Below are 23442 nucleotides of genomic sequence, written 5' to 3'. Positions count from 1 at the left end.
TCATATTGCTGGGCTATTCCCTCAAAGAGAGTTTTGCCCAGCAATATGAGGCTCCGTTTGGTTCGTCGTATCCCATCGCTTGCGGCATATTTATTCTTCTTCGGTTTGGTGCTGGCGTTGTCTTTTGTGCCGCAAGCGCCGGCGAGAGCTGCACCGGAAACCTTTGGCCCCCGGCCGGACTGGGTCAGTCCGAGCTGGCTTCCGGGCATCGATCCATCCCGCGCGAACCAGACGGTCGGCGGCGTTTATATGCTGTTGGCGGACCGGCAGGAAAACTGGCACCCCGGAGAAAAGGACACCTATTACCGGATTGCTTATCAGGTGCAGGGGCGGGAGGGACTTGAGTGGGCGGCCTCGGTCGCAGAGACCTATGACCCCAGCCATGAAACCATCCTTTTCCATCACCTGAAGGTCATCCGGGACGGTGTTGCGAAAGATATCTCAGGGACCACGTCCTTTACGACGATCCGGCAGGAGCGGGACCTTCAAAGCGGTCTGCTGACCGGTGAATTGACGCTTCACGCCGAGCTGGATGACATCCGTGTCGGCGACATCGTCGACTATGCCTATACAATCAATAGCAGGGCGCTGGTCGCGCACGATTATTATTCGGGGACATTCAAGGCGGCCTCATCCGAGCCTGTCGGTCTCCTGCGCTTTCGCCTGCTGGTCCCGATGGGAACCTCGCTTTATCAAAAGGCCGATGATGGCATCACGCTGAACCGGACGGGGCAGCTCGGGAAATCGGTTGTCTATGAACGGCTGGTGGTCAATCCCGAGCCGCAGCTTGCCGAAGAGGCGGTTCCCGGCTGGATAGATCAGTGGCCCTATGTCCAACTTTCTTCAATGCCCAGCTGGTCTGCCCTGGTGAAGGAGCTGCTCCCCGCGTATGAGGCGGCCCCTTCCGATCTCCCCGCAGATTTCCTGCGTCAGGTTGACGAGATTGGCCAACGATATGCCGAGCCGACGGCGCGTATGGGTGCAGCGCTGCGATTGGTCCAGGATACGATCCGCTATGTCGGCATCGAGATCGGAACGGGCTCCTTTCTGCCTCGCCGTCCGGAAGAGGTTGTTTCCACCGGTTACGGGGACTGCAAGGACAAGGCGCTATTGCTGGCAACGGCCCTCAGGCGCCTTGGTATTGAAGCGCATGTTGCGTTGGTGAATTCCAACCGGGGGGAGGCACTTGCCGGCGATCTGCCGTCTCCCTATCGCTTCGATCATGCCATCGTGGAGGCCGTCGTCGACGGGAAAACCTACTGGCTCGACGCGACCCTGTCACAGCAAGGCGGAGCCGGCAGCGATGTCATTCAAGCCAGTTATGGTTACGCACTGCCGATTGCCGCAGGCACCGAGAACTTACTACATATGCCGGCCTACGATCCCAAGGAGCCGGATGCAGCCCTTGTCGAACTGTTTGAAGTCCCAGAGAAACCTGATGCTCCTATCGCCCTGACGGTGACGGCCACTTATGGTGCCTGGGAGGCGGAGCGGATGCGCTACCGGCTTTCCGCCAGTTCTACCGCTTCCATTCAGCGCGGCTACGACGATCGCTATGGGCGCAGTTATCCGGGTGCTTACCGCCAGGAAGAGATGACAGTGGCGGATGATCGCGATGCCAATCGAATTGTCATTACCAACAAGTTCTTCCTGGATCGCGACGATCTGAAATTTGTCTCTCCCGGCGGTCGCTTCCATATCGATGGGGATTTTCTCGACGGCTTTCTGCCGGTTCCGGCGCTTCATGGGCGACGCTTTCCGGTGGCGTTGGATGCACCGATGTATCGGCGCCAGACCACAATGATCCGCGGTCCGCACGTCAGGATGGATGCGCTGGAAAGCCAGACGCTCGAGAATGCCTATTTCACCTTCAAGCTTGATTCCAGGGCTGAGGACGGATCGTTCGACGTGGATTGGGAACTGAAGATTCTCCAGCCCACGGCGAGGGTCGATGACATGCGCAGCTATCTGCGCGACGTGCGAAGTCTCAAGGATGCGCTGTGGTGGTCATATGGCCTCGAGGCTCTTTACCCGATGCTGCCTCAGGTGGTGAAGCCGGTGGAGACGGCCCCTGAAAAGGCTGCAAAAATCGATGACAAACCGCCCGTAACCCAGGTTTCGCAGTTGAACAGCAATACGTTCTGGCTTGTTGTCGCGCTGGCGTGCAGCGGTATCCTGCTATGCCGCTGGCTGGTAAGGGCCCTTGGCTCTGATCGGGAATATTGTCGGGCCGGCTTTTATTATCCGGTTTCTATCAAGAAATTCGTGATCATGAACATCGCTACCCTTGGATGGTTCCAGTTCTTCTGGGTGTGGAAGTGCTTCTTGTGGATGCGTGACCTGAATGGGCGAAAGATCTGGGTCAGTCCGAGGATGTTGTTCTATCCCCTGTGGCTTTATTCGCTGTTCAGGGACGCGAACCGCCGCATTGAGGGCCGGCAGATATGGTGGGGAATGGGATTGGCCGGCTGCGGCGTAAGCGTGGTCGCCCAGTTGCTGGCGGGTCTTTTGAGCTCGTGGCCGACGGCTGAGCCGACGGAGGCGGGAATTGTCGCGGGACTCATTTCGGTGGGGCTTGTCGTGGTGAGTACGCTGGGTGCCCTGCCAATCGTTCTGGCGGTCCATCGGGCCAACCCGGCACTCAGCGAGGTTGAGCAGCGCAATTCGCGAATATCCAAATCTTCCGCCCTAGTCATGATTCCCGGGTTGCTGACCTACGCGGTCCTGGTCCTGATGGCTTTCCGGACGTTCCACGGCTGAGCAAAGCATGCGGATGCACGCGTACTGCCATGGCATAAAAAAGCCCCGGAGAGGTCAAACTCTCCGGGGCTTTTCCTTGTCAAAACGGCAGGGGCATCAGTCCTCGGCGCCCACCACCCTGAGGCCGCCGCGCACATAGCCGGTGGAGGCGGCGGCGGGGACGGCCGTTGGCGTCATGCCGTCCAGCTCGCTCTGGGCCTCGCCGGTGCCAAGGGCATCGGGCAGCAGGTCGGCCGGGGTGGCGTGGGCGAGGTCGGCGCGGCCGAGATAGCTGATCGCCACTTCGCGGAAGACATAGTCCAGCACCGAGGTTGCCATCTTGATGGCCTCGTTGCCCTGCACCGCGCCAGCCGGCTCGAAGCGGGTAAAGCAGAAGGCCTCCACATATTCCTCAAGCGGCACGCCATATTGCAGGCCGAGCGAGACGGCGACGGCGAAGTTGTTGATGAGGCTGCGGAACGAGGCGCCTTCCTTGTGCATGTCGATGAAGATCTCACCGAGGCGCCCATCTTCATATTCGCCGGTGCGCAGGTAGACCTTGTGGCCGCCGACAGAGGCCTTCTGGGTATAGCCCTTGCGGCGTGGCGGCAGCTGCTCGCGCTCGTTCTTGCGCACGATACGCTCGACGACCTTCTCCACGATGCGGGTGGCAATCGCTTCGGCCTGCTGCGGCACCGGCTGCACGCGCAGCTCTTCCGCCTCCTGCGGGGCGATGAGCGGCAGCAGGCGGGTTTCGCTGAGGCGGCAGCCCTGGCGATAAAGCGCCAGCGACTTGAGGCCGAGCCGGTGCCCGAGCAGGGTCAGCCCCTCGATCTCGGCAAAACGCGTCTGGGTCGCAAGCGGGACAACGGCGCCGATGCCACCACTGAGGAAGGGCTGCACCGCCGCCGCCATACGCAGCATCGCTGCCGCGCCGACATGGCCATGGCTGGTGGTGGTTTCCATCAGGCCGCCAAGGCGGGCGGTGGCGAAGATGGACGTTTCTTCCCCCACCAGATCCTCGGCACCTTCCAGCGTCCCGGTGCCGTAGACATGGAGGTTGGCGGCGTCGATCTCTTCTTCCGAAAAACCGAACATCGGCAGCAGGTCGGCCGAGCCATCCTCCTCGTCGATCAGATCGTCGGTGGAGCCGAGGCAGCGCATCAGGCTGTCTTCGCTGATGGTCCAGCAATCGAAGGCGTGGCGCACATCGCCCACTTCGGCAAGCCGCTCCTCCACCGCCTCGATATCTTCCTTGAGGATGCCGATGGAGAGCAGGGCTTCGTGGTCGATCGCCGGGCTGGCGGCGAGGGTGCCGTGGCCAGCCGCGTGGCCGGCGATACGCTCGCGCGCGCCTTCATCATGCCCGAGATGGGCAAGGCCGTGCAGGATGCCCGGGTGCAGGCGACGGGTGAGGCCATCTTCGCCCGCTTCCAGCAGAACCTGGACGGTGGCGGGGTCAATGCCGCTGGAAGGGGCGCCGAGCAGCAGATGCGAGGCGCTGCCCTGGCCGATGCCGGTCACCTGGGCATTGCGGAAGCCCGACTGCTGGGCAAGGCCCGGCAGCGCATCCCAGATAGCGCGGGCGGCTTCGGCGAGCGCCGTATCCGGGCAGCGATTGACCTCGAAAGGCTGCGGGGCAACCGTCAGATCCTCATAACCGTCGCGGTGGCCATGAGCGGCGCGGCGATGGTTGCGGATGACGCGCATCATGGCGTCGCGGTTGCCGCGCCAGGCCGGGAAGGCGCCAAGGCGGCCGGCCAGTTCGGCCGAAGCGCCATAGGCATGGCCGGTGATGATCGCGGAGATGGCGGCGGCAAGGGCCCGGCCCTCGGCGCTGTCATAGGCAACGCCATAGGCCATCAGCACATCGGCAAGGCCGGTAAAGCCGATGCGGATGGCGCGATGCTGGGCGATGGCATCGGCGGTCTCCACATCCGGCGCGGCGGACTGGGAGAGCGCGATATCCAGCGCCAGCACCCACAGGCGCACGGCATGGACTAGGTCGGTAATATCGACGCGGCCTTCGCTGTCGAGGAAGGCCGTCAGGTTCAGTGTGGCCGCAGGGGCCGCGCCGCCACCCGGCAGCAGCGAGCCGCCATCGGCAGACGGGGTGGTGATGGCACCGCTGGCAGGAGTAGTGTTCCAGCCTTCTACCGTATCGGCGAACATCAGCTGCGGTTCGCCCTGGCTCCACTGCGCCAGCACCAGCCGGTCAAACAGGTCGCGGGCGGAAACCGGGCGCGGGGTGACGTCTTCTTCCCCGCGCGGCAGCAGATCCCACTCGGCATCGGCATCGGCGGCATCGAGCAGGCGGCCATCGAGGCGCAGGGTCAGCGTCATGCCGCGGCCGGAGACGGTCGCGTAAATCTCGCTGTCCCACTCGGTATCGAATTCGGGGAACTCGATATCGGTGAAGCCCTGGCGGGTGAAATCCAGCACCTTGGCGATATAGGCATCCGGCACCAGCGCTTCACGCGCGGCGCGCACGGCGCGGCCCAGATCGTCATTATGCTGCGGGTCGCAGCGGCGATCGCCGAGCGAATAGTCGGTGGTCGCGGCCATGACGGCCTTGAGATGGCGGGCGCAGACCTGCGAGCCGCAGGCAAGCGCGGCGGCCTTGCGCTCCTCGCGCTCCTGCCAGGCGAGCACGCTTTCGATAGACGGATGGTCGGCGGCGATGGTTACGCGGTGGCGCGGCTGGCCGGCGGCCACCGGGCCGGAAGCAAGGCCGGAGACCGGCTGCGTGGCCGCAGCGCTGCTGTCGGCAGCGGCAAGCCAGTGCATGAGGCCGGGCTGGCCGGGGCCATCCAGCGGCAGGCCGGACAGGTCGCTGGCGCTGGCAAGGCCAAGGCGCGTTGCTTCCAGCTGGGAGGCCAGCAGCGCCTGCGGCAGTGCGCCCGAGCGGCGCACTATCTCGCTGACGGTGCGGGTCAGGCGCGGATCGTTATGGCCGCGCAGACTGGGGGAGACGGCAACGCCCTCATGGCCCGGCTCGAGGCCATAGGCCCACCAGCGCCCGGTCTCGACCCAGAGCGGGGCGGCCGGCGCCACGCGGCGGGTCGCCAGCATGAAGCGGATTTCGTCATGAAAAGCGAGGGCGTCTTCTTCATCGGCAAAGGCGCCGCTGATCCAGCCCCAGTAGGTCCAGGCGCCGGCAATACGGTCAAAAACCGCAGCCGCGCTCAGCTCCGGGCCGTAACGCAGCTCTTCCGGCATGCTCTCCAGCGCGCCGGCATCGGCTTGCCACGGCAGCAGCCATTCCGGCACGCCTTCCTCGTCGCGGCGCACCCGGCGCGCGGGCACCCCGCCGGAAAGGGCAAGGCGGCCAGCCAGCAGCTCGGCACCAAAACCACTCCAGCCGGCAGGCAGCTCGAAGCTCAGCGGGCCGTCATCGTCGCCGGTGTCGATACGGCAGACAAATTCCATCCCCGCATAGGCGCTGCCCTTGCTGGCGGTAAAATGCCGGTTGATCCGCATCTTCAAATGCCCCCCGAATGCCCGGTCCGGAATCAGCTCCCCGCTGCGGTTCCTGCCGGTTCGATACTCGACTGTTCTGTCAGTCCCCTGGCAGCCCCTTGGGGCTGGTCGCTTGCCATAACCTATGGCTGGTAGGAGCCAATAGTTATAGTGATGACAGGTCAATCTGACACAAGATGCAGTGGCTGCAATGCGAACGCGCGGGCCCAAACAGGGCCTGATCCTGCGACTCCCTGCGAGTGCAACGAGTCGCCTGCGATAAGGAATTTTTAACCTCGGCGGCCGGGAAGCCGGATTCCGGGAAGTGGCGGCGAGGGAAGCGCCGATTCAGGGCAGAATCGGGATGGTGCAGCGCACTTGCTCTTGTTTTTGATGGGCTTGGCCGATGGCCGGGCCGAAGATCGCCGCCTCCTGGCCGCCCGCACCGCGGCGCTTTGGCGCCCTTCACAGTCCCCCGGGGCTGCGGCGGGCTTGATGCTGGACGTTGGGCAATGCGGGTGCCATATTGCCCGCAACTTCAAGCCACAGGTCGTGAAAACCGGACCGATGTCTGACAAAGCCAGTCTCTTCTCGCGCCTTGCGCAGGTCGCCACCAACATCTTCACGCGCCGCTACGGCGTTCTGGTGGGCACCGACAGCCTCGGCAACCGCTATTTCCGCGACAAGCGCGGCAATTCCCCGCGCGCTTTCGATGCGCGCATGTACAAGGAAGGCCGCTGGGTGATCTATGCCGGCGAGCCGGAAGCCAGCAAGGTGCCGCCCGAGTGGCATGCCTGGCTGCATCACCAGACCAATACGGTTCCCGCCGCCGACAACCCGCTGCGCCGCAGCTGGCAGATTGCTCCGCAGCAGAACCTGACCGGCACCGAAGGCGCCTATCTGCCGCCGGGCCACGCTTATCGCGGCGGCCATCGTGATGCCGCGACCGGTGATTATGAAGCCTGGGTTCCGGAATAAGCTCCGGCCTTTGCCTGGTTGCCCCGTGACCGGACGTTTTCAAAAACCCCGAAAGACAGCCTGCGGCTGATGCCTGCTTCCCTGTCGTTCGGGGTTTTGCCTTGATGTGATGTTGCCTGATCCGGGCTTTCTCTGGAGTTGATGCCAATGAGCCGCAGTGTGTTCGAGACGGTGATCGGGGCGGTGGTGCTGCTGATCGCGGCGCTGTTTCTGGGCTTTGCCTATTCCTCGACCCATTTCAGCACCAGCACGGGGTACGAGATCAGCGGCAAGTTCGACCGTGTGGACGGGCTCAATAACGGTTCCGACGTGCGCATCTCCGGCGTCAAGGTCGGCAGCGTGACGAGCCAGGAACTGGACCCCAAGAGCTATCTGGCCGTGGTGCATATGTCGATCGACCCGTCAATCCAGCTGCCGGTCGATACCGTTGCCGTCGTCTCCAGCGAAAGCCTGCTCGGCGGGCGCTACATGGCGCTGCAGCCGGGTGCGGACAGCGAGATGATCCCCTCCGGCGGTACGCTTGAATATACCCAGTCAACCCCGGGCCTTGAGCAGCTGATCGGCCAGTTCATCTTCTCGCAGTCCGGCAAGAAGGATAGCGAAGAAGGCAAGGATGGCGCGGCGGGCGAGGACAATGACGCCGATGACCTTGGCGGCAAGGCCGGCCCGGTCAAGGGCGGCCTGCTGGACGAGCCGACGCCACCGGCCAACTGACCGGATGGGGCACAAGCTGCGGGAACCCGCACGCCCCGTTATGGCTTATTGAGGAGAAGGGCCGCCCGTAAAGCGCCATGGTTTGTCAGCAGAGTGCGGCCCTTCCTTTTCTGTTCCGGCCCCCACCGGCGGCCGGGGCATCTGGTTTTCCGGCAATTTTCTGCGACATAAAGATGGGCGAGACGGGCATGAGCATCCTGAGGCTGATGCAGGGCAAGGCAGCAAGCGGCACAGCGGTGCTGGCCCTCGGCGCGGCGCTGATGGCTGCGGCCCCCGCATTGGCACAGACCGATGCGCCCGAGGATGATGCCCCGCCCACCGTTGCTCCGCTCTCGCCTGATGGCACCGGCGGTGACGTGGAACTGCAGAACCCTGCGGCTATCGCGCCCGATGGCAGCGCCCCCGCCCCCTACAAGCCAGCCCCGCCGCCGGTGGAAGCGGCCCCGCCGCGGGTGATGACGGATATGCCCGTCGCCATCCTGCAGGGGCTCGACAAGATTACCGCGCGTGTCTCGCGCCTCGTGGTGCCGGTGGATACGCCGACCGTGTTCGGCACGCTCACCATTACCGTGCGCGCCTGCCGCAAGTCCGCCCCGGAAGATACGCCGGAGGCAGCGGCTTTCCTGGAGATCAGCGACCAGCGGCCGGACGGGCCGGTGACGCAGGTCTATGGCGGCTGGATGTTCGCCTCCTCCCCCGCGCTGGCGGCGATGGAGCTGCCGACCTATGACGTGTGGGTGCTCGACTGCGTGAGCAAGGACGCCAGCTCCTCCTCGACCCCGGCACAGTAAAAATCGGCCCGGTGGCGCAGGGCCTCGGCAAGCCGGGCCTTGTATTCCTCGCGCGGGATCTCGATGGCGCCGAGGCGGCTCAGGTGATCGGTCACGAACTGGGTGTCGAGCAGGGTGAAGCCGCCGGCACGAAGGCGTGCCACCAGATGCACCAGCGCCACCTTGCTGGCGTCCGCCACCCGGCTCACCATGCTCTCGCCATAGAAGGCCCCGCCAAGCGCGACGCCATAAAGCCCGCCCACCAGCTGGCCTTCCAGCCGCACTTCCACCGAATGGGCATAACCCTGCCGGTGCAGCGTGCCGAAGAGATCGAGAATCTGGGCGTTGATCCAGGTGCGCGGCCGGTCGGGCGCACTTTCGGCGCACAGGCGGATGAGCCCGTCGAAATCCCGGTCGACCGAGACATCGAAAACCTGCTGGCGCACCGTCTTTCTGAGCGAGCGGGGAATATGCAGGCCATCCAGCGGCAGCACGCCGCGCATCAGCGGATCGAACCATAAAAGCTCGGTCGCGGTGGCATCTTCGGCCATCGGAAAGACGCCGATGGCATAGGCCTTGATCAGCAGTTCCGGGGTGATTTCGAGGCTCATGGGAAGAAGCTATCCCATGGCAGGGACGCCGGGTAGGGGCGGCGCAGAGGCGTCAGGCAAAAACAAACCCCCGCCGGCCGGAAGGCAGGCGGGGGCCTGAAACGCAGCGCTGAAGCGGCAGCTCCTAGAGGGAACCATCCTTCAGCTTGTTCTCCAGCCAGCGGATATCGTACTGGCCGTCGATGAACTCGTTCTGCGAGATGATGCGCTGATGCAGCGGCAGCGTCGTCTTGATGCCGTCGATGACGAACTCTTCGATCGAGCGGCGCAGACGCATCAGGCACTCGTTACGGGTTGCCCCGTAGACGATGAGCTTGGCCACGAGGCTGTCATAGGTCGGCGGCACCGAATAACCGGCATAAAGCGCGGTATCGACACGCACACCCAGACCGCCGGCCGGATGGTAGGCCACGACCTTGCCCGGCGACGGGGCGAAGGTATCCGGGTCCTCGGCATTCACGCGGCATTCGATGGCATGGCCTTCGAAGGTGATGTCTTCCTGCGTGTAGCCGAGCGGGGCGCCGGTGGCGACGCGGATCTGCTCACGCACGAGGTCGATGCCGGTGATGGCTTCGGTGATCGGATGCTCCACCTGCAGGCGGGTGTTCATCTCGATGAAGTAGAAGTTCCCGTCTTCATAGAGGAACTCCATGGTGCCGACGCCGCGATAGCCCAGCAGCTTGGCAGTGCGCGAGGCCAGCATGCCCACCTTCTCGCGCTCCTGCTTGTTGAGCGCGGGGGAGGGGGCCTCTTCCACCACCTTCTGGTGGCGGCGCTGGATCGAGCAGTCACGCTCGCCGAAATGCACCACATTGCCGTGGGTATCGGCCAGGAGCTGCACCTCGATATGCCGCGGACGGGCGAGGTACTTCTCCATATAGACTTCGTCATTGCCGAAGGCGGCCTTGGCCTCGGAGCGGGCAAGACGGTACTGCTCGTCAACCTCGTCGATATGGTTGACGACCTTCATACCCTTGCCGCCGCCGCCGGCGGTGGCCTTGATCAGCACCGGGCAGCCGATGCGCTGCACAAGCGCCCGGGCTTCCTCGACCGTCGCCACCGCGCCGTCGGAGCCGGGCACCACGGGCAGGCCCGCGCCGGTCACCGCACGCTTGGCAGCCACCTTGTCGCCCATGACGCGGATATGATCCGCGGTCGGGCCGATGAAGGCGAAGCCATGCTCTTCCACCATCTCGGCGAAATTGGCGTTCTCGGAGAGAAAGCCGATGCCGGGATGGATGGCATCCGCGCCGGTGATCGTCGCGGCGGAGAGCAGCGCATGGATGTTGAGATAGCTGTCGCGCGCCGGCGCGGGGCCGATGCAGACGCTTTCGTCAGCCAGGCGCACATGCATGGCATCGGCGTCGATCGTGGAGTGCACGGCGACAGTCTTGATGCCCATCTCGCGGCAGGCGCGATGGATGCGCAGCGCGATTTCGCCGCGATTGGCGATCAGGATCTTTTCAAACATCCGGTCACTCAATGATGAGCAGCGGCTGGCCGAATTCGACCGGCTGGCCCGGTTCGACGAGCACACGGGTAACCGTGCCGCCCTTGGTCGCCTTGATCGGGTTGAAGACCTTCATGGCCTCGATGATGCAGACGGTATCGCCGGCCTTGACCGCGGAACCGACGGGCGCGAACGAAGCCGCACCGGGTTCCGGCGACAGGTAGGCGGTACCGACCATCGGGGAGGTGATGGCGCCGGGGTGCTTGCTCAGATCTTCCACGGCCGGGGCGGCAGCGGCAACAGGAGCAGCCGCTACGGCGGCAACCGGGGCTGCGGCGTAGGCGGGGGCTGCAACCGTCACCTGACGGGCGATGCGCAGGCGCTTCTCACCGGACTGGAACTCGATCTCCGTCAAATCCTTTTCGGAGAGCAGGTCGGCAAGCTTGCGAATGATTTCGCCGTTGATGTCGAAGTCGGACATGGGGTTCCGCGTTCTTTCGTTGTTCGTCAAAAGGACGGGTGAAACTAAAAGGGACCCTTTGCCGGGCAGCCGGTTCTGACTGCCGGCGCCGGGCCGTTCCGGGGCCTTTTTAATCCTTATCGATCAGTCTTGCCATAGCATCTAGCGCCAGAAGATATCCGTGAGCGCCCAGACCCGCGATCACGCCGGTTGCCACCTTCGAGACATAGGAGTGGTGACGGAAGGCTTCGCGCTTGTGGATATTCGTTAAATGTACTTCGATTACAGGCAGTTCTGCGATCTGCAGCGCATCGAGGATGGCCACGGAAGTATGCGAGTAGGCGCCGGGATTGATGATGATGCCATCATGCTGGGCGCGGGCCTGCTGAATCCAGGTAACGAGCTCGCCCTCGATGTTGGACTGGCGAAAATCGACCGAAAGGCCGTGATCGGCGGCGCGGTCGGCGCAGGCCGCCTCGATATCGGCCAGTGTGTCGCTGCCATAGATGGCGGGTTCGCGCACGCCCAGCATGTTGAGGTTTGGTCCGTTGAGGATGAGTACAGTGGTGTCGTCCTGCATCTGGCCCCGGTTGCCTCCCTTATGTTTTGCAGTTTCTTGGCTTAAGGCCCGGTGCCACCCTTGCCCATTCTCGCCGGGCAGGCAAGCCCCGCCCGGTGAAAGGCCCGCCCGTCTCAGGCACCGGCCGGCACCGCAAACAGCACGATGATCACCCCCAGCAGGACGGCGGCGGCAAAAAGCACGGCAAGGGCGCGTTGCCCGCCGCGCCAGGCCGCCAGCGTGGCCTGCGCCGATTGCAGTGCGTAATAGGCCACGAACATCTTCGAGGCCCAGGTGATGATCTCGTAGATATTGGCGGACCAGGTGATGGCGATGGCGGCAAGGGCGGTGACCACGTTGCCGGCCCTGACCGGCAGCTTGCGGCGGGTGCTTTCGCTGATAAGGCCGCCTGAGCCGTTCATATCGGCAACGGCGGCGGAAAGCTGGGAGGCAAGGGCCGCCATGATGATGAGCGGCCCGGTGGCGGCGCCGAGCGGTGCCAGCATGTCGAGAATGGCTGTCTCTTCCCCGCCCGGGGCGCCGGCCCCCAGGAAATACGGCGTCACCAGCAGGATGAAGACAAGATAGATGGCGCTTGCCCCCAGCTGGGCCCAGCGCATGGTGCGCACGCGCTCCTCGGCGCTGTATTCGGCGCCGAGGTATCGCGAGGTCTCGAAGCCCTGCACGAGAATGACAAGGCCGAGCAGCACGCTTGCCTCATGCCAGCCGCGCACATGCACAGGTGCCTGCCAGGTGAAGCTGCCCGCCTTGAGCGAGAAGAGCAGGGCAAGGGCAAGTGCGGCAAAAAGCGCACCGATGAGGCTGAGCTTCAGCCCCACGGCCACCACCTCCAGCCGCTCCAGTCCCTTGAGCCCGCCCATGCCGCCGACGATGCCGACGGCGGCAATGATGCTCGTGGCGGCAATGCGGATCCAGAACGGATCGGTCAGTGCACCGAGGCGCAGGCCAAAGGCGGCAAAGAGGTTGAGGTAGTAGGAAACGGAGACGAAGTAGGCGAGGGAAAGGGTGACGTCGCTCAGCCGTTCCAGCACCAGCATGCTGCGCGGCGGGCTGCTGGTGAGCCGGGGTTCCACCTGTCTTATATTGAAGCGAATGGCGGCGCCGAACAGCCAGGCGACGGCGCAGAGCCCGGCCATGGCGGCCCAGGCAAGAGTGCCGGCGCTGTGCGCCAGAATGGGGGCCGCCACCAGAAAGCCGGACCCGATGATGGAGGCGAGCGGCGTGACCGTCGCCCGCCACAGCCGGCTCGCGAGAAACCGGGGCCGGAAGAACAGGCCTGCCAGCAGCACGGTGCCGAGAATGAGCACCAGATTGGTTGCGGCCATGGTTTCCCGTCTTCCCCAGTTCTTGCGGCACGGTTGCCGGCGCGCTGCCCTGCGCCTCTCGCGAAGGCTCGCCTGCCCGGCCACGCTGTTGTTATGCTTGGACCAACTCTGAAACATAACGTCAACCGCCGCCGGGCAGTGGCAGGGGCGGCGGCCAATCCTCGGGAAAACAGGGAGAGTTTGATGGCAAGCGCCCCCAAACCCGGCCATAGCGGGCCGGGCCTGCGCCTTCGGGTGGTGTTCGGGCCGGAGCGCTTTCTCGGCCCCGGCAAGGCGAACCTTCTGGAGCATATCGCGACCGAGCGTTCGCTGACGGCGGCGGCAAAAGCCATGGGGCTCAGCTATCGGCGCGGCTGGGCATTGCTCAATGACCTCAACACCCTTTTCGACGGCCCGCTGGTGGAAACCCGCAAGGGCGGGCAGGGCGGCGGCGGCAGCGCAGAACTGACGCCGCTGGGGCGCGAGGTGCTGGAGCGGTACCGGCGCATGCAGCAGGCCGCCGAGGCGGCAGTGGCTGCCGATCTGGCCTGGATGCAGGCGCATACTCCCACGGACGGCTGAGACAGTGGGCTGATGAGAACCGGGCCTTTGCCCCTTGCTTCACCACATCGAAATATACCATGGTGCATTTCGATGTGCCGGCCGGTGCCGGCGCCCTGCTTCCTTTCCGACAGAGGCAAAGCCCATGTTCACACCCAGGCGCCTGCTGCTGATCGCGGCCGCTACGCTCGCTTTTTCCGCCGGATCCAATCCGGCGCAGGCCGACGACATTACCGTGGCCGTTGCCGCCAATTTCAATGAGCCGTTGAAGGCGCTGGCGCCGCTGTTCGAGAAGGCCGAGGGCCATCACATCACCATCGTTTCCGGTTCCTCCGGCCAGCTGGTGACGCAGATCGGCCAGGGGGCGCCGTTCGATGTTTTCCTTTCCGCTGACCAGGAACGTCCGCAGAAGCTGGAAGAGACCGATGGCGGGGTTAAAGGAACACGCTTTACCTATGCGCTGGGCACGCTGACGCTGTGGAGCGCCGATGCCGGTCTGATAGGCAGCGATGGTGCGGCGACGCTGAAAGACGGAAAATTCCTTCATATCGCCATCGCCAACCCCAAACTCGCCCCTTATGGTCTGGCGGCAAGCCAGGTGATGGCCAAGCTCGGCGTGGCCGAGGCGCTCAAGGACAAGATCGTGACGACCGAGAATATCGGCCAGACCTTCACCACGGTTTCCACCGGCAATGCCGAGCTGGGCTTCGTGGCGCTCTCCTCGGTGATGAGCCCGGGGGCGGCTTCCAAAGGCAGCCGCTGGGATCCGCCGGCCGATCTTTATGATCCGATCAAGCAGGATGCTATCCTGCTGACCCGTGCAAAAGATAATGCCGGTGCCAGGGCCTTCCTCACCTGGCTCAAGGGGGATGAGGCCCGCAAGGTCATCCGCTCCTACGGTTATGGGGACGGGGATTGATCCCTGGCGTTGCTGACATGACCCGGCGCGGGGCGGCATGAGCGACCTTCCGGGCCTGCTTGCCCCGTTCTGGCTGACATTGAAGCTGGCGGCGCTCACCACCCTCGTGCTGGTGGTGATCGCCACGCCTTTTGCCTGGTGGCTGGCGCATACAAGGCTGCGGGCCCGCGCGCTGGTGGAGGCTGTGGTGGCGCTGCCGCTGGTGCTGCCGCCCACCGTGCTCGGCTTTTATCTGCTGCTGCTCATGAGCCCGAAGGGCTGGCTCGGAGGGCTCTGGGTCGATATTACCGGCTCGACGCTGACCTTCTCCTTCACCGGCCTGCTGGTTTCCTCCGCGCTCTATTCGCTGCCCTTCATGGTGCAGCCGCTGCAGGGCGCGTTCGAGACACTGGGCAAGGCGAGCCTTGAGGCGGCGGCCATGCTGCGCGCTGGCCCGCTCGACCGTTTCTTTACCGTTGCCCTGCCGCTGGCCCTGCGCGGTTACGTAACCGGCATCGTGCTCGCCTTTGCCCACACCATGGGCGAGTTCGGCGTGGTGCTGATGGTGGGCGGCAATATTCCCGGCGCCACGCGCCTCGTCTCCATCGCTATCTATGAGCATGTGGAGACGCTGGATTATGCCGGGGCGCATCTGCTCTCCGCCTTGCTGCTGGTGCTGAGTTTTGCCGTGCTGGCCGCCGTCTTCCTGCTCAACCGGCGTTTTCCGGGAGCAAAAAGATGAGCGCCGCGCGGCTTGATCTTGACCTTACGCTGAAGCGTGGCGCGCTCGATCTGTGTGTCCGGACCAGCCTGGCGCTTGATGGTATCACCGCCCTGTTCGGCCCCAGCGGCAGCGGCAAGACCAGCCTGCTGCGCCTCGTTGCCGGGCTGGAAGCTGGCGGGGCCGGGCGCATCGCCTTCAACGGGGCCGTCTGGCAGGAGAGTGCCGCCGGCACCTTCATCGCGCCGCACCGGCGCGGCGTCGGCCTTGTGTTTCAGGAAGCGCGGCTCTTCGACCATCTCGGGGTGGAGGGCAATCTGCGTTATGCGGCAAGGCGCGCACCGGCTGGCGGCGAGGCGCCGGAAATCCGCTGGGACGATGTCATCGCCGCCTTTGATCTTGCGCCGCTGCTGCCGCGCCGGGTCGTGACACTTTCCGGCGGCGAGCGCCAGCGGGTGGCGATTGCCCGTGCCCTGCTGGCACGGCCGTCGCTGCTGCTGATGGACGAGCCGGTCTCCGCGCTCGACCTCGCCCGCAAGTCCGCCATCCTGCCCTATATCGCCGCCCTGCCGCGCCGCTTCGGCGTACCGGTGCTGTATGTGACGCATGCGCTGGATGAGGTGGCGCACCTTGCCCGGCAGATGGTGGTGATGGGGGAGGGGCGCATTGCCGCTGTCGGCCCGACCGCCGGCATGCTGGAGCGGCTGGATTTGCAGCCGCTGACCGGCCGTTTCGAGGCGGGCAGCCTGCTGGAAGGGGTGGTGGAGGCCGAGGACAGGGCGCTTGCCATGCTGACGCTGCGCCTTGCCGGCGGCCACCGGCTGCGCCTGCCGGCAGCCGGCTTTGCCGGTACCGGCCCGAGGCCGGGGGAAGAGGTGCGCCTGCGCGTACTGGCGCGCGATGTCTCTCTCGCGCTTGCCGCGCCCGAGGGGATTTCCATCCGCAACATCCTGCCGGCAACGGTGCTGGAAGTGGCGGAGGAGCCGGGCCCCTATGCCGAGCTGCTGCTGGCTCTTGCGCCGGGGGAGGGCGAGCCGGCCGCCCATTTGCGCGCCCGCATTACCCGTGAGGCGCTGGGCGAGCTTGGCCTTGCCGTCGGCAAACCGGTCTTTGCCCTTATCAAGAGCGTTTCTTTCGACCGTTAGGGGCGACCAGCAAGCGCGATCAAATGGCCCTGCGCAAAAGCAGGCATGAAGCTCTCCAGCGGGAGGGAAGGGGATACGCCGCCCCTTGCCAGTGACCCCGCGGGAGCCATGATGCCGGCTGTCGCCGGCAAGCCTCGCCCGCAAGCCTTCAGGGGAAACACCATGACCCCGGTCGCCCGATCGATCTGGTATATTGAAAGCCATCTCGCCCGCGAGCTTTCGCTGGAAGAGATTGCCCGCCACAGCGGGGTCAGCCGGTTTCATCTTGCCCGGGCCTTCAACCTCGTTACCGGCCTGTCGGTGATGCGTTACCTGCGCGGACGGCGCCTTACCGAGGCGGCGCTTCAGCTCATGGGCGGGGCGCCCGATATCCTGAGCGTGGCGCTGGAGGCAGGTTATGGCTCCCACGAGGCGTTTACCCGGGCCTTTCGCGACCAGTTCGGCCTGACGCCGGAAGAGGCACGTGCCGCCGGTGCGACTGCGCCCCTCAGCCTGATGGAGCCCTTCAAGGTGAGCATGAACCCCATGGCGGTGCTGGAGCCGCCGCGTTTCGAGGATGGCCGGCCGATGCTGCTGGCAGGCCTTGCCAGCCGGTTTGAGGAGGCGACCATCCCGGGCATTCCGCTGCTGTGGCAACGCTTCAATGCCTGGGAGGGCAGCATTACCGGTGCGATGGGGCCGGTTGCCTACGGCACTTGTTATAATGGCGATGATACGGGCTCGTTCGACTACATGGCCGGGGTCGAGGTCAGCAGTTTCGACGATCTGCCGGCCGAATTCGCGCGCCTGCGCGTGCCGGCCAACCGCTATGCCGTCTTCCGCCACTCAGGGCATGTGTCGGGAACGCCGCAAACCTTCCACTCCATCTGGAACAGCTGGCTGCCGCAATCGGGCTACGAGGTGGACGACGCGCCGCTGTTCGAGCGCTACGGGCCGGAATTTGACGGCCGCACCGGGCTTGGCGGCTTTGAAATCTGGTTTCCGGTGAAGGCGAAAGGTTGAAGCGGCAAGCCGGTCAGGGCGGCCCGTGCCCGGCTTCACGCGCCGGGCACGGAGTTTTGAAGCGTGCTGATCACCCTCAAGCTTTGCGCCGGGCGCACTTGCCCTCTATGATCCGCGACCTGATTTGAGAATATCTCGCAAGGAAGTCGCGCTGCATGTCCGCCCGCCTGAGCTGGCCGTATGGCACCTGGGAAAGCCCCGTTACCACCGAGATGATGACGGGCAAGGCGGTGTCGCTCTCCACCTTCGTGGTGGATGGCGGTGACCTGATCTGGACCGAAGGCCGGCCGAGCGAGGCCGGCCGCTCCGTCATCCTGCGCCGGCGCGCGGATGGCGAGGTGGAAGAGCTGCTGCCGGCGCCCTACAGCGCGACCTCGCGCGTGCATGAATATGGCGGCGGTGAGCTGGCGGCGCGCGGCGGACGCATATGGTTCGTCAACTTCAAGGACCAGCGCATTTACGAGATCGGCCCCGGCGGCATTCGCCCGCTGACGGCGGACGGGCAGGGCTGGCGCTTTGGCGATCTGGCGGTGGCGCCGGACGGATCCCGCCTTTATGCCGTGCTGGAAGATCATTCCGTCACCGGGCCGGACCGGCATGAGCCCAAAAACGCTCTCGCCGCCATCTCGCTTGCCGATGGCAGCGTAACGGTGCTGGCCGAAGGGGCGGATTTCTATGCCGAGCCGCGCCTTAGCCCCGACGGGCGCCTGCTTGCCTTCTGCAGCTGGAGCCATCCGGACATGCCGTGGGATGCCAGCGCGCTCCAGGTGGCCGAGGTGCTGCCCGGCGGCCGCCTTGGCCCGGCAAAGCGGGTGGCCGGCGGCGACGGGCGCAGCGCCCAGCAGCCGGTATGGCTGCCCGATGGCTCCCTGCTTTATATCGACGAGCTGCCGGGCCGCGATGGCGGGCTCTGGTGGCAGCCTTGCCTGTGGCGCGGCGGCATCTCCCGCCCGCTGCTGAAGGACGAAGCGCTGCCGGTCGGCGGCGAGTTCGGCCTGCCGCTGTGGCAGTTCGGCGTGCGTACGCTGGCCCCGCTTCCCGGCGGGCAGGTGGCGGTGAGCTGGGGCGAGGCGGGCGAGCGCAGGCTCGGCCTGATCGACATTGCGAAGGGCAGCCTGTCTCCCCTCGCCTTCGAGGTGGCGCAGGCAAGCCGTATCGAGGCCATCGGCAACCGCCTTGCCCTGCTGGCCGGCTTTGCCGATGCTGCCGGGGCGCTGCTGCTGCTCGATCCGGTGAGCGGCAAGAGCGAGGTGGTGCGCCGTGCCTCGCAAAGCCAGTTGGCCGTGGAGGATATCGCCCGGGCCGAACCGGTCTCCTTCGCGTCCGCGGAGGGGCGGGTGGCTCATGCCTATTATTACGCGCCTACCAGTGCGCGCTTCGTGGGCCCGGCGGACGAAAAACCGCCGCTCATCGTCATGTCCCATGGCGGGCCGACCAGCGCGACATCGGGGGCGCTATCGCTCAAGGTGCAGTTCTGGACCAGCCGCGGTTTTGCCGTGCTGGATGTGAATTACGGTGGCAGCACCGGTTATGGCCGCGCCTATCGCGATGCGCTGAAGGGCGAGTGGGGCCTTGTGGACGTGCAGGATTGTGTGGCCGGGGCGGAGGCGATGGCCGCCAAGGGCCTTGCCGATCCCAGACGCCTCATCATCACCGGCGGCAGTGCCGGAGGGTACACAACGCTGTGCGCACTCACCTTCACCCGCACCTTCCGTGCCGGCTCCAGCCGCTACGGTATCGGTGACCTTGAGGCGCTGGCACGCGATACCCACAAGTTCGAGGGGCGCTATCTCGACAGCCTCGTCGCCCCCTGGCCGGCGGGTGAGGCAATCTACAAGGCGCGTTCGCCAATTCATCATGTCGAGAAGCTGGCCTGCCCGGCCATCTTCCTGCAGGGGCTCGATGACAAGGTAGTGCCGCCCAACCAGGCCGAGGCCATGGTGGCGGCGCTGAGGGCCAAAGGGTTGCCTGTGGCGCATGTCACCTTCGCGGGCGAAGGCCATGGTTTCCGCGGCGCCGAGGCGATAAAACGGGCCTTCGAGGCTGAGCTCAGCTTCTTCGGTCAAATCTTCGGCTTTACCCCGGCAGGGGACTTCGAACCGGTAGCGGTGGAGAATCTGGCCTGAGGCAAAAGGCGGCCGGAATCTCCCGTCCGCCCCTGTTTCAGGCTTGAATGCTCACCATAATCACGTTAAATCACCGCAGCTTTGCGCGGTAAATTACCCAGTCGGGTTGGAGATTTCACATGAGCGATACGCCCATTTCCACGGATGTCATCATCGTCGGCGCCGGCCCGGTCGGGCTTTTTGCCGTGTTCGAGCTGGGTCTGCTCGACATGAAGGCGCATCTGGTGGACATCCTGGGCAAGCCCGGCGGGCAGTGCGCGGAGCTTTATCCGGAAAAGCCGATCTATGACATTCCGGCCCTGCCGATCGTCACCGGCCAGCAGCTCACCGACAATCTGATGCAGCAGATCGAGCCGTTCGGCCCGACCTTCCACTTCAACCAGATGGCCGAGAAGCTGGAGAAAATCGAGGGCGGCCGCTGGCGCCTGACGACCGATGGCGGCCAGGTGCTGGAAGCGCCGGTTGTCGTGATCGCCGCCGGCGGTGGCAGCTTCATGCCCAAGAAGCCGCCGATCAAGGGCATCGAGGATTATGAAGACAAGTCCGTCTTCTATGCCGTGCGCAAGATGGAGCAGTTCCGCGGCCGTCACATCGTGATTGCCGGCGGCGGCGACAGCGCGCTCGACTGGTTCCTCAACCTGCAGCCGCTGGCCGCTTCCATCCGCCTCGTGCATCGCCGCGACGATTTCCGCGCCGCGCCGGACAGCGTCAACAAGATGCGCGAGCTGGTGGCCCACGGCAAAGGCGAGCTGCATATCGGCCAGATCACCACGCTGGAAGGTGCGGACGGCCAGCTCTCGGGCGTCAACCTCAAGACCGACAGCGGCGAGCAGCTGCTGCCGTGCGACACGCTGCTGCCCTTCTATGGCCTGACCATGAAGCTGGGCCCGGTCGCCAATTTCGGCCTCAACCTGCATGAGAACCTGATCCCGGTCGACACCGAGAAGTTCGAGACCAGCGAGCAGGGCATCTTCGCCATCGGCGATATCAACTGGTATCCGGGCAAGCTCAAGCTTATTCTCTCGGGCTTCCACGAGGCGGCGCTGATGTCGCAGCAGGCGTTCAAGTATGTCTATCCTGACCGCAAGCTGCGCTTCCAGTACACCACCTCTTCCTCCGACCTGCAGAAGAAGCTGGCGGTGGCCTGAAGACCGGCCCCTTTCATGGGCCGCGCCTTTCGCGGCCCATGACAAGCCGGCACCGGACCTCGACGACAGGACAAGATGAGCGATATCGACGAAGAGAATGCGCCGAAGATCCATGTGACGGATCAGCAGGGCAACGAGCATGAGCTGATGGCGCTGGAAGGCTGGCGCGTGATGGAAATCATCCGTGACTATGGCCTGCCCATCAAGGCGGAGTGCGGCGGTGCCTGCGCGTGCGCGACCTGCCATGTCTATGTCGATCAGGACTGGCTGGCGAAGATCCCCGACCCGACGGACGAGGAAATCGAGCGTCTCGACGATGCGTTCGACGTCGAGGAAAACTCGCGTCTTTCCTGCCAGATCATCTTCAATGACGGGCTCGATGGCCTGCGTGTGACGCTGGCGCCGGGCACGGAGCCCTGATCGGGCATACGAGCTTCGGCATCGCTGACAAAAAGCGGCGCTTCCTTGACCGGGAAGCGCCGCTTTTGTTTTGTCTGTCTCCTGCCGCACTGGCAGTGCGGGCGTGACGGCCGATGCTGCCGAGCTGAAGACGACCCGGGCCTGGCCCGGATGAAGCGGACTTTCTTTCGGGCAGGGCGGAGACCTGAAAAGCGGCTCATAATATTGTATGGAGCCTTATTGACCCGAACCGGCGCTGCCGTCACAGTGACGGAATGCGCGCCGCTAAGTCTTTTTTTCTATTTTTTCTCGCAGGCTTTCTGGCGGTGCTGCTGCCGGCCGGAAGCCGGGCCCAGACCGGTATTCCGGCTCCGGCCAAGCCCTATCGCGGCCCTCTCGCCTTCTGTTATTCGATTTTTCCGCCTTATACCGACACGGTAAACGGGCAGGCCGAGGGCATCTCCATCAGCATTCTCGCCGAAGCCTCGCGCCGGGCCGGCTTTGCCGCCAGTTTCGCTGAACTGCCCTGGGCGCGCTGCCTGCAACAGGTGCAGGAAAGCGGCATGGATGTCGCCATTGATAGCGCGCCGCGTCCGGGTTTCCTGATGGGGCCGACAAGTCCGACCCTGCTGCTTGGCACCATCTTCGTGCGCAGGGATGACGGGAGATTTCCGGGCAGGTCTACCGGATATGCCATGCTCGCTGGCCACAGCGTCGGCATCGTTGCCGGCTATATCACCGACAGTCTTGTGGCCGATAATCCGGCGGTGCATTTCGAACAGGCGCCGAGCGACTTCAGTCTTGCCCGCATGCTGGAACTGGGGCGGGTGGACGCGGCGATCACCGACTATGCGGCCATGACCTATATCGTGCGGGGCAATCACCTGCCGCTACGCGCGCTGCGCCCGGCAGTGCAGGTATGGAACGGCTATCCCGCCTTCGAAATCCATGATGCCGAGCGCCAGCGTGCGCTCGATACCGAGCTGGCCGCCATGATGAGCGACGGCACCATCGACGCCATCTATGAGCAGCAACTTGGCATGAGCTATGGCCAGCTGAGAATGGAGTTTTCTCCGCGCTGACGGGGATTTGCGGGAGGTTAGTCTTCCATCCGCTGCAAGACGATGAGGGTGCGGCGGTCGGCATCCTGCGGGCCGGCAAGAAGCCGGAAGCGGCGGACAACCCCCTGTTTGTCGGGGCGCAGGGAGACAGTGAGCTGCGAAGTGCCGCCGCTGCCGGTCTCCAGCAGGAAACGTTGCAGCATCATTACCTCTGTCCCGTCCACGGCGGCCAGCAGCCCTTGTGCCGAGCTGTGGGAGGGCAGGGAGAGAAACTGCGCCGCCGCGCTGGAAAGGCTGAGCGTGCCGGAGGGAAACAGCAGCATCCAGCCGGTTCCGGTGAGGCCGAGCACCGTTTCCATCTCGTTTGCCATGTATTGCGCCCGGCGCCCGCTGCGCTGGGTCAGCCAAAATCCGACAGCCAGCGCCGCCGTTCCGACAAAGCCGGCAACGGTTGCCAGAAGGGCTTCGGCGGAAAACCACCAGAGGGTGGGATCGACCCGCTCATAAAGCCGCCATGCATGCCCGTGGAAAACCAGATCGCTCTGGACGGTCGTTCCTGCCGGAATGCCGCTGTCGCCATAAAGCCGATAGAGCGTGTCGCCCGCACCGGGCTGCGCCAGCAGATGGCGCGCGGGGTCGATGCCGCTGTGTTGCATCAGGCCCTGGAAAGACAGCCTGACGCCGACGAGGCCGTAAAAATCCGGAATGTCGAGGCGGGAGGCGCGACCCGGCAGGAACACCGCTTCACGCAGTGTCAGCCGTCGGGTGCCATCCAGCTCCGTGGTGTCGCTGACCAGAAACTGGCGGTTGCGGATGGCCTCAAGCAGCAGGCCTCGATTGGGTGTCTGGGCCAGCAGGTCTCCGCTGCCGTCGGCCGGCGAACCATCCCGGGCGGTGGCAAAATCAAGGAAGGCGTCCGGCGCCAGCTCCAGCCCTTCAACGGCAGGGTTGGTGATGGCAAGAGCGCGGATGTAGCTGACGAAGATCTCTTCGCTGACCCAGCCGTTGCGCATGACGATGAGGGCCCGCAGGGCCGAGAGCGGCAGCGCTGCCCGGGCCAGCTGCTGTTCAAGCAGTCTGGCAAGGCCATTGACCCTTTCCTGGGCGGCGCCCAGCACATGGGCGCGCTCTTCAAAGACAATGGCGCCCCAACAGCCGGCGGTAACGGCAAGGCCAAGCGCAAGACACAGGACGAGTTGCAGGGAGCGGCGTATTGCCATGCCTGGATGAGCCACCGACATGCGTGAGGTAAAGGGAAATGACGGCCTTGACGGCTGCCAGCGCCCCTCGAGAACGAACCCTGCAAGTGTCAGTCA

General features: G+C 64.8%; 20 protein-coding genes. 13 read left to right on the top strand and 7 right to left on the bottom strand.

All coding sequences use genetic code 11. The features are described 5' to 3' along the window. Positions 1–57: 57 nt before the first annotated feature. The gene (locus tag QTL98_RS16110) at positions 58–2760 is read left to right on the top strand and encodes a DUF3857 domain-containing protein (RefSeq protein WP_445679487.1); all 2703 of its coding nucleotides are present in this window, start codon (positions 58–60) and stop codon (positions 2758–2760) included. A gap of 96 nt (positions 2761–2856) precedes the next feature. On the opposite strand, the gene QTL98_RS16105 is transcribed toward QTL98_RS16110, so the two are convergent. Further along, on the bottom strand, positions 2857–6219 hold the full coding sequence (locus tag QTL98_RS16105; RefSeq protein ID WP_445679486.1) for a ribonucleotide reductase barrel domain-containing protein: 3363 nt from the start codon (positions 6217–6219) through the stop codon (positions 2857–2859). A gap of 546 nt (positions 6220–6765) precedes the next feature. Between QTL98_RS16105 and QTL98_RS16100 the strand changes: the two genes are divergently transcribed. The 3 genes from QTL98_RS16100 to QTL98_RS16090 all read left to right on the top strand — a co-directional run bounded on the left by QTL98_RS16100 (position 6766) and on the right by QTL98_RS16090 (position 8681). Next, positions 6766–7176 carry an NADH:ubiquinone oxidoreductase subunit NDUFA12 gene (locus QTL98_RS16100; RefSeq protein ID WP_445679485.1) on the top strand — a complete coding sequence of 137 codons (411 nt, stop codon included), beginning with the start codon at positions 6766–6768 and terminating at the stop codon, positions 7174–7176. Between the two features lie 147 nt (positions 7177–7323). Next, the gene (mlaD, locus tag QTL98_RS16095; RefSeq protein WP_445679484.1) at positions 7324–7890 is read left to right on the top strand and encodes an outer membrane lipid asymmetry maintenance protein MlaD; all 567 of its coding nucleotides are present in this window, start codon (positions 7324–7326) and stop codon (positions 7888–7890) included. A gap of 188 nt (positions 7891–8078) precedes the next feature. Then, positions 8079–8681, top strand: coding sequence for a DUF2155 domain-containing protein (locus QTL98_RS16090; RefSeq protein WP_445679483.1), 603 nt, complete (start codon positions 8079–8081; stop codon positions 8679–8681). Here QTL98_RS16090 and aat read toward each other — a convergent pair. The 5 genes from aat to QTL98_RS16065 form a co-directional block, all read right to left on the bottom strand. Beyond that, the gene (gene aat, locus QTL98_RS16085) at positions 8615–9271 is read right to left on the bottom strand and encodes a leucyl/phenylalanyl-tRNA--protein transferase (protein ID WP_445679482.1); all 657 of its coding nucleotides are present in this window, start codon (positions 9269–9271) and stop codon (positions 8615–8617) included. The two genes, QTL98_RS16090 and aat, sit on opposite strands and share 67 nt — an antisense overlap. Positions 9272–9395: 124 nt before the next feature. Next, positions 9396–10742, bottom strand: coding sequence for an acetyl-CoA carboxylase biotin carboxylase subunit (gene accC, locus QTL98_RS16080; protein ID WP_445679481.1), 1347 nt, complete (start codon positions 10740–10742; stop codon positions 9396–9398). 4 nt (positions 10743–10746) lie between these two features. Next, positions 10747–11202, bottom strand: a complete 456-nt coding sequence (accB, locus tag QTL98_RS16075; RefSeq protein ID WP_445679480.1) for an acetyl-CoA carboxylase biotin carboxyl carrier protein — start codon at positions 11200–11202, stop codon at positions 10747–10749. Positions 11203–11311: 109 nt separating this feature from the next. Continuing rightward, positions 11312–11761, bottom strand: coding sequence for a type II 3-dehydroquinate dehydratase (aroQ, locus tag QTL98_RS16070; RefSeq protein WP_445679479.1), 450 nt, complete (start codon positions 11759–11761; stop codon positions 11312–11314). Positions 11762–11874: 113 nt separating this feature from the next. Then, positions 11875–13086: an Aq_097 family APC-type transporter gene (locus tag QTL98_RS16065; RefSeq protein WP_445679478.1), complete on the bottom strand. Its 1212-nt coding sequence runs from the start codon at positions 13084–13086 to the stop codon at positions 11875–11877. Between the two features lie 183 nt (positions 13087–13269). On the opposite strand from QTL98_RS16065, the gene QTL98_RS16060 reads away from it, so the two are divergent. The 9 genes from QTL98_RS16060 (at position 13270) to QTL98_RS16020 (ending at position 22147) form a co-directional block, all read left to right on the top strand. Next, the gene (locus tag QTL98_RS16060; protein WP_445679477.1) at positions 13270–13647 is read left to right on the top strand and encodes a winged helix-turn-helix domain-containing protein; all 378 of its coding nucleotides are present in this window, start codon (positions 13270–13272) and stop codon (positions 13645–13647) included. Between the two features lie 124 nt (positions 13648–13771). Further along, complete coding sequence (gene modA, locus QTL98_RS16055; protein WP_445679476.1) at positions 13772–14545, top strand: molybdate ABC transporter substrate-binding protein; 774 nt, start codon at positions 13772–13774, stop codon at positions 14543–14545. Between the two features lie 37 nt (positions 14546–14582). Continuing rightward, positions 14583–15266: a molybdate ABC transporter permease subunit gene (gene modB, locus QTL98_RS16050; RefSeq protein WP_445679475.1), complete on the top strand. Its 684-nt coding sequence runs from the start codon at positions 14583–14585 to the stop codon at positions 15264–15266. Continuing rightward, on the top strand, positions 15263–16390 hold the full coding sequence (modC, locus tag QTL98_RS16045; RefSeq protein WP_445679474.1) for a molybdenum ABC transporter ATP-binding protein: 1128 nt from the start codon (positions 15263–15265) through the stop codon (positions 16388–16390). The genes modB and modC overlap by 4 nt, the downstream gene beginning before the upstream one ends. A 162-nt stretch (positions 16391–16552) precedes the next feature. Next, positions 16553–17392, top strand: coding sequence for an AraC family transcriptional regulator (locus QTL98_RS16040; protein ID WP_445679473.1), 840 nt, complete (start codon positions 16553–16555; stop codon positions 17390–17392). Positions 17393–17547: 155 nt separating this feature from the next. After that, complete coding sequence (locus tag QTL98_RS16035; RefSeq protein ID WP_445679472.1) at positions 17548–19518, top strand: S9 family peptidase; 1971 nt, start codon at positions 17548–17550, stop codon at positions 19516–19518. Between the two features lie 119 nt (positions 19519–19637). Then, complete coding sequence (locus tag QTL98_RS16030) at positions 19638–20666, top strand: NAD(P)/FAD-dependent oxidoreductase (RefSeq protein WP_445679471.1); 1029 nt, start codon at positions 19638–19640, stop codon at positions 20664–20666. 75 nt (positions 20667–20741) lie between these two features. Next, positions 20742–21086: a 2Fe-2S iron-sulfur cluster-binding protein gene (locus tag QTL98_RS16025; protein WP_445679470.1), complete on the top strand. Its 345-nt coding sequence runs from the start codon at positions 20742–20744 to the stop codon at positions 21084–21086. Between the two features lie 305 nt (positions 21087–21391). After that, entirely contained in the window at positions 21392–22147 is a 756-nt protein-coding gene (locus QTL98_RS16020; protein WP_445679469.1) for a substrate-binding periplasmic protein, read from the top strand. A gap of 17 nt (positions 22148–22164) precedes the next feature. Here QTL98_RS16020 and QTL98_RS16015 read toward each other — a convergent pair whose 3' ends face one another. After that, positions 22165–23346: a hypothetical protein gene (locus tag QTL98_RS16015; protein ID WP_445679468.1), complete on the bottom strand. Its 1182-nt coding sequence runs from the start codon at positions 23344–23346 to the stop codon at positions 22165–22167. Positions 23347–23442 lie beyond the last annotated feature (96 nt).

It is taken from the genome of Radicibacter daui (genome assembly GCA_030657355.1).
GTDB lineage: Bacteria > Pseudomonadota > Alphaproteobacteria > Radicibacterales > Radicibacteraceae > Radicibacter > Radicibacter daui.
This window is presented reverse-complemented; position numbering and strand designations above follow the sequence as displayed.

Bases quoted from the DNA above. Each gene is read 5' to 3' on its own strand.
- QTL98_RS16105 (WP_445679486.1), bottom strand. From the start codon at position 6,219: ATGCGGATCAACCGGCATTTTACCGCCAGCAAGGGCAGCGCCTATGCG.
- QTL98_RS16030 (WP_445679471.1), top strand. From the start codon at position 19,638: ATGAGCGATACGCCCATTTCCACGGATGTCATCATCGTCGGCGCCGGC.
- QTL98_RS16015 (WP_445679468.1), bottom strand. From the start codon at position 23,346: ATGGCAATACGCCGCTCCCTGCAACTCGTCCTGTGTCTTGCGCTTGGC.
- QTL98_RS16060 (WP_445679477.1), top strand. From the start codon at position 13,270: ATGGCAAGCGCCCCCAAACCCGGCCATAGCGGGCCGGGCCTGCGCCTT.
- QTL98_RS16025 (WP_445679470.1), top strand. From the start codon at position 20,742: ATGAGCGATATCGACGAAGAGAATGCGCCGAAGATCCATGTGACGGAT.
- QTL98_RS16040 (WP_445679473.1), top strand. From the start codon at position 16,553: ATGACCCCGGTCGCCCGATCGATCTGGTATATTGAAAGCCATCTCGCC.
- aroQ (WP_445679479.1), bottom strand. From the start codon at position 11,761: ATGCAGGACGACACCACTGTACTCATCCTCAACGGACCAAACCTCAAC.
- QTL98_RS16065 (WP_445679478.1), bottom strand. From the start codon at position 13,086: ATGGCCGCAACCAATCTGGTGCTCATTCTCGGCACCGTGCTGCTGGCA.
- accC (WP_445679481.1), bottom strand. From the start codon at position 10,742: ATGTTTGAAAAGATCCTGATCGCCAATCGCGGCGAAATCGCGCTGCGC.
- modC (WP_445679474.1), top strand. From the start codon at position 15,263: ATGAGCGCCGCGCGGCTTGATCTTGACCTTACGCTGAAGCGTGGCGCG.
- QTL98_RS16035 (WP_445679472.1), top strand. From the start codon at position 17,548: ATGTCCGCCCGCCTGAGCTGGCCGTATGGCACCTGGGAAAGCCCCGTT.
- aat (WP_445679482.1), bottom strand. From the start codon at position 9,271: ATGAGCCTCGAAATCACCCCGGAACTGCTGATCAAGGCCTATGCCATC.
- modB (WP_445679475.1), top strand. From the start codon at position 14,583: ATGAGCGACCTTCCGGGCCTGCTTGCCCCGTTCTGGCTGACATTGAAG.
- modA (WP_445679476.1), top strand. From the start codon at position 13,772: ATGTTCACACCCAGGCGCCTGCTGCTGATCGCGGCCGCTACGCTCGCT.
- QTL98_RS16100 (WP_445679485.1), top strand. From the start codon at position 6,766: ATGTCTGACAAAGCCAGTCTCTTCTCGCGCCTTGCGCAGGTCGCCACC.
- accB (WP_445679480.1), bottom strand. From the start codon at position 11,202: ATGTCCGACTTCGACATCAACGGCGAAATCATTCGCAAGCTTGCCGAC.
- mlaD (WP_445679484.1), top strand. From the start codon at position 7,324: ATGAGCCGCAGTGTGTTCGAGACGGTGATCGGGGCGGTGGTGCTGCTG.
- QTL98_RS16090 (WP_445679483.1), top strand. From the start codon at position 8,079: ATGAGCATCCTGAGGCTGATGCAGGGCAAGGCAGCAAGCGGCACAGCG.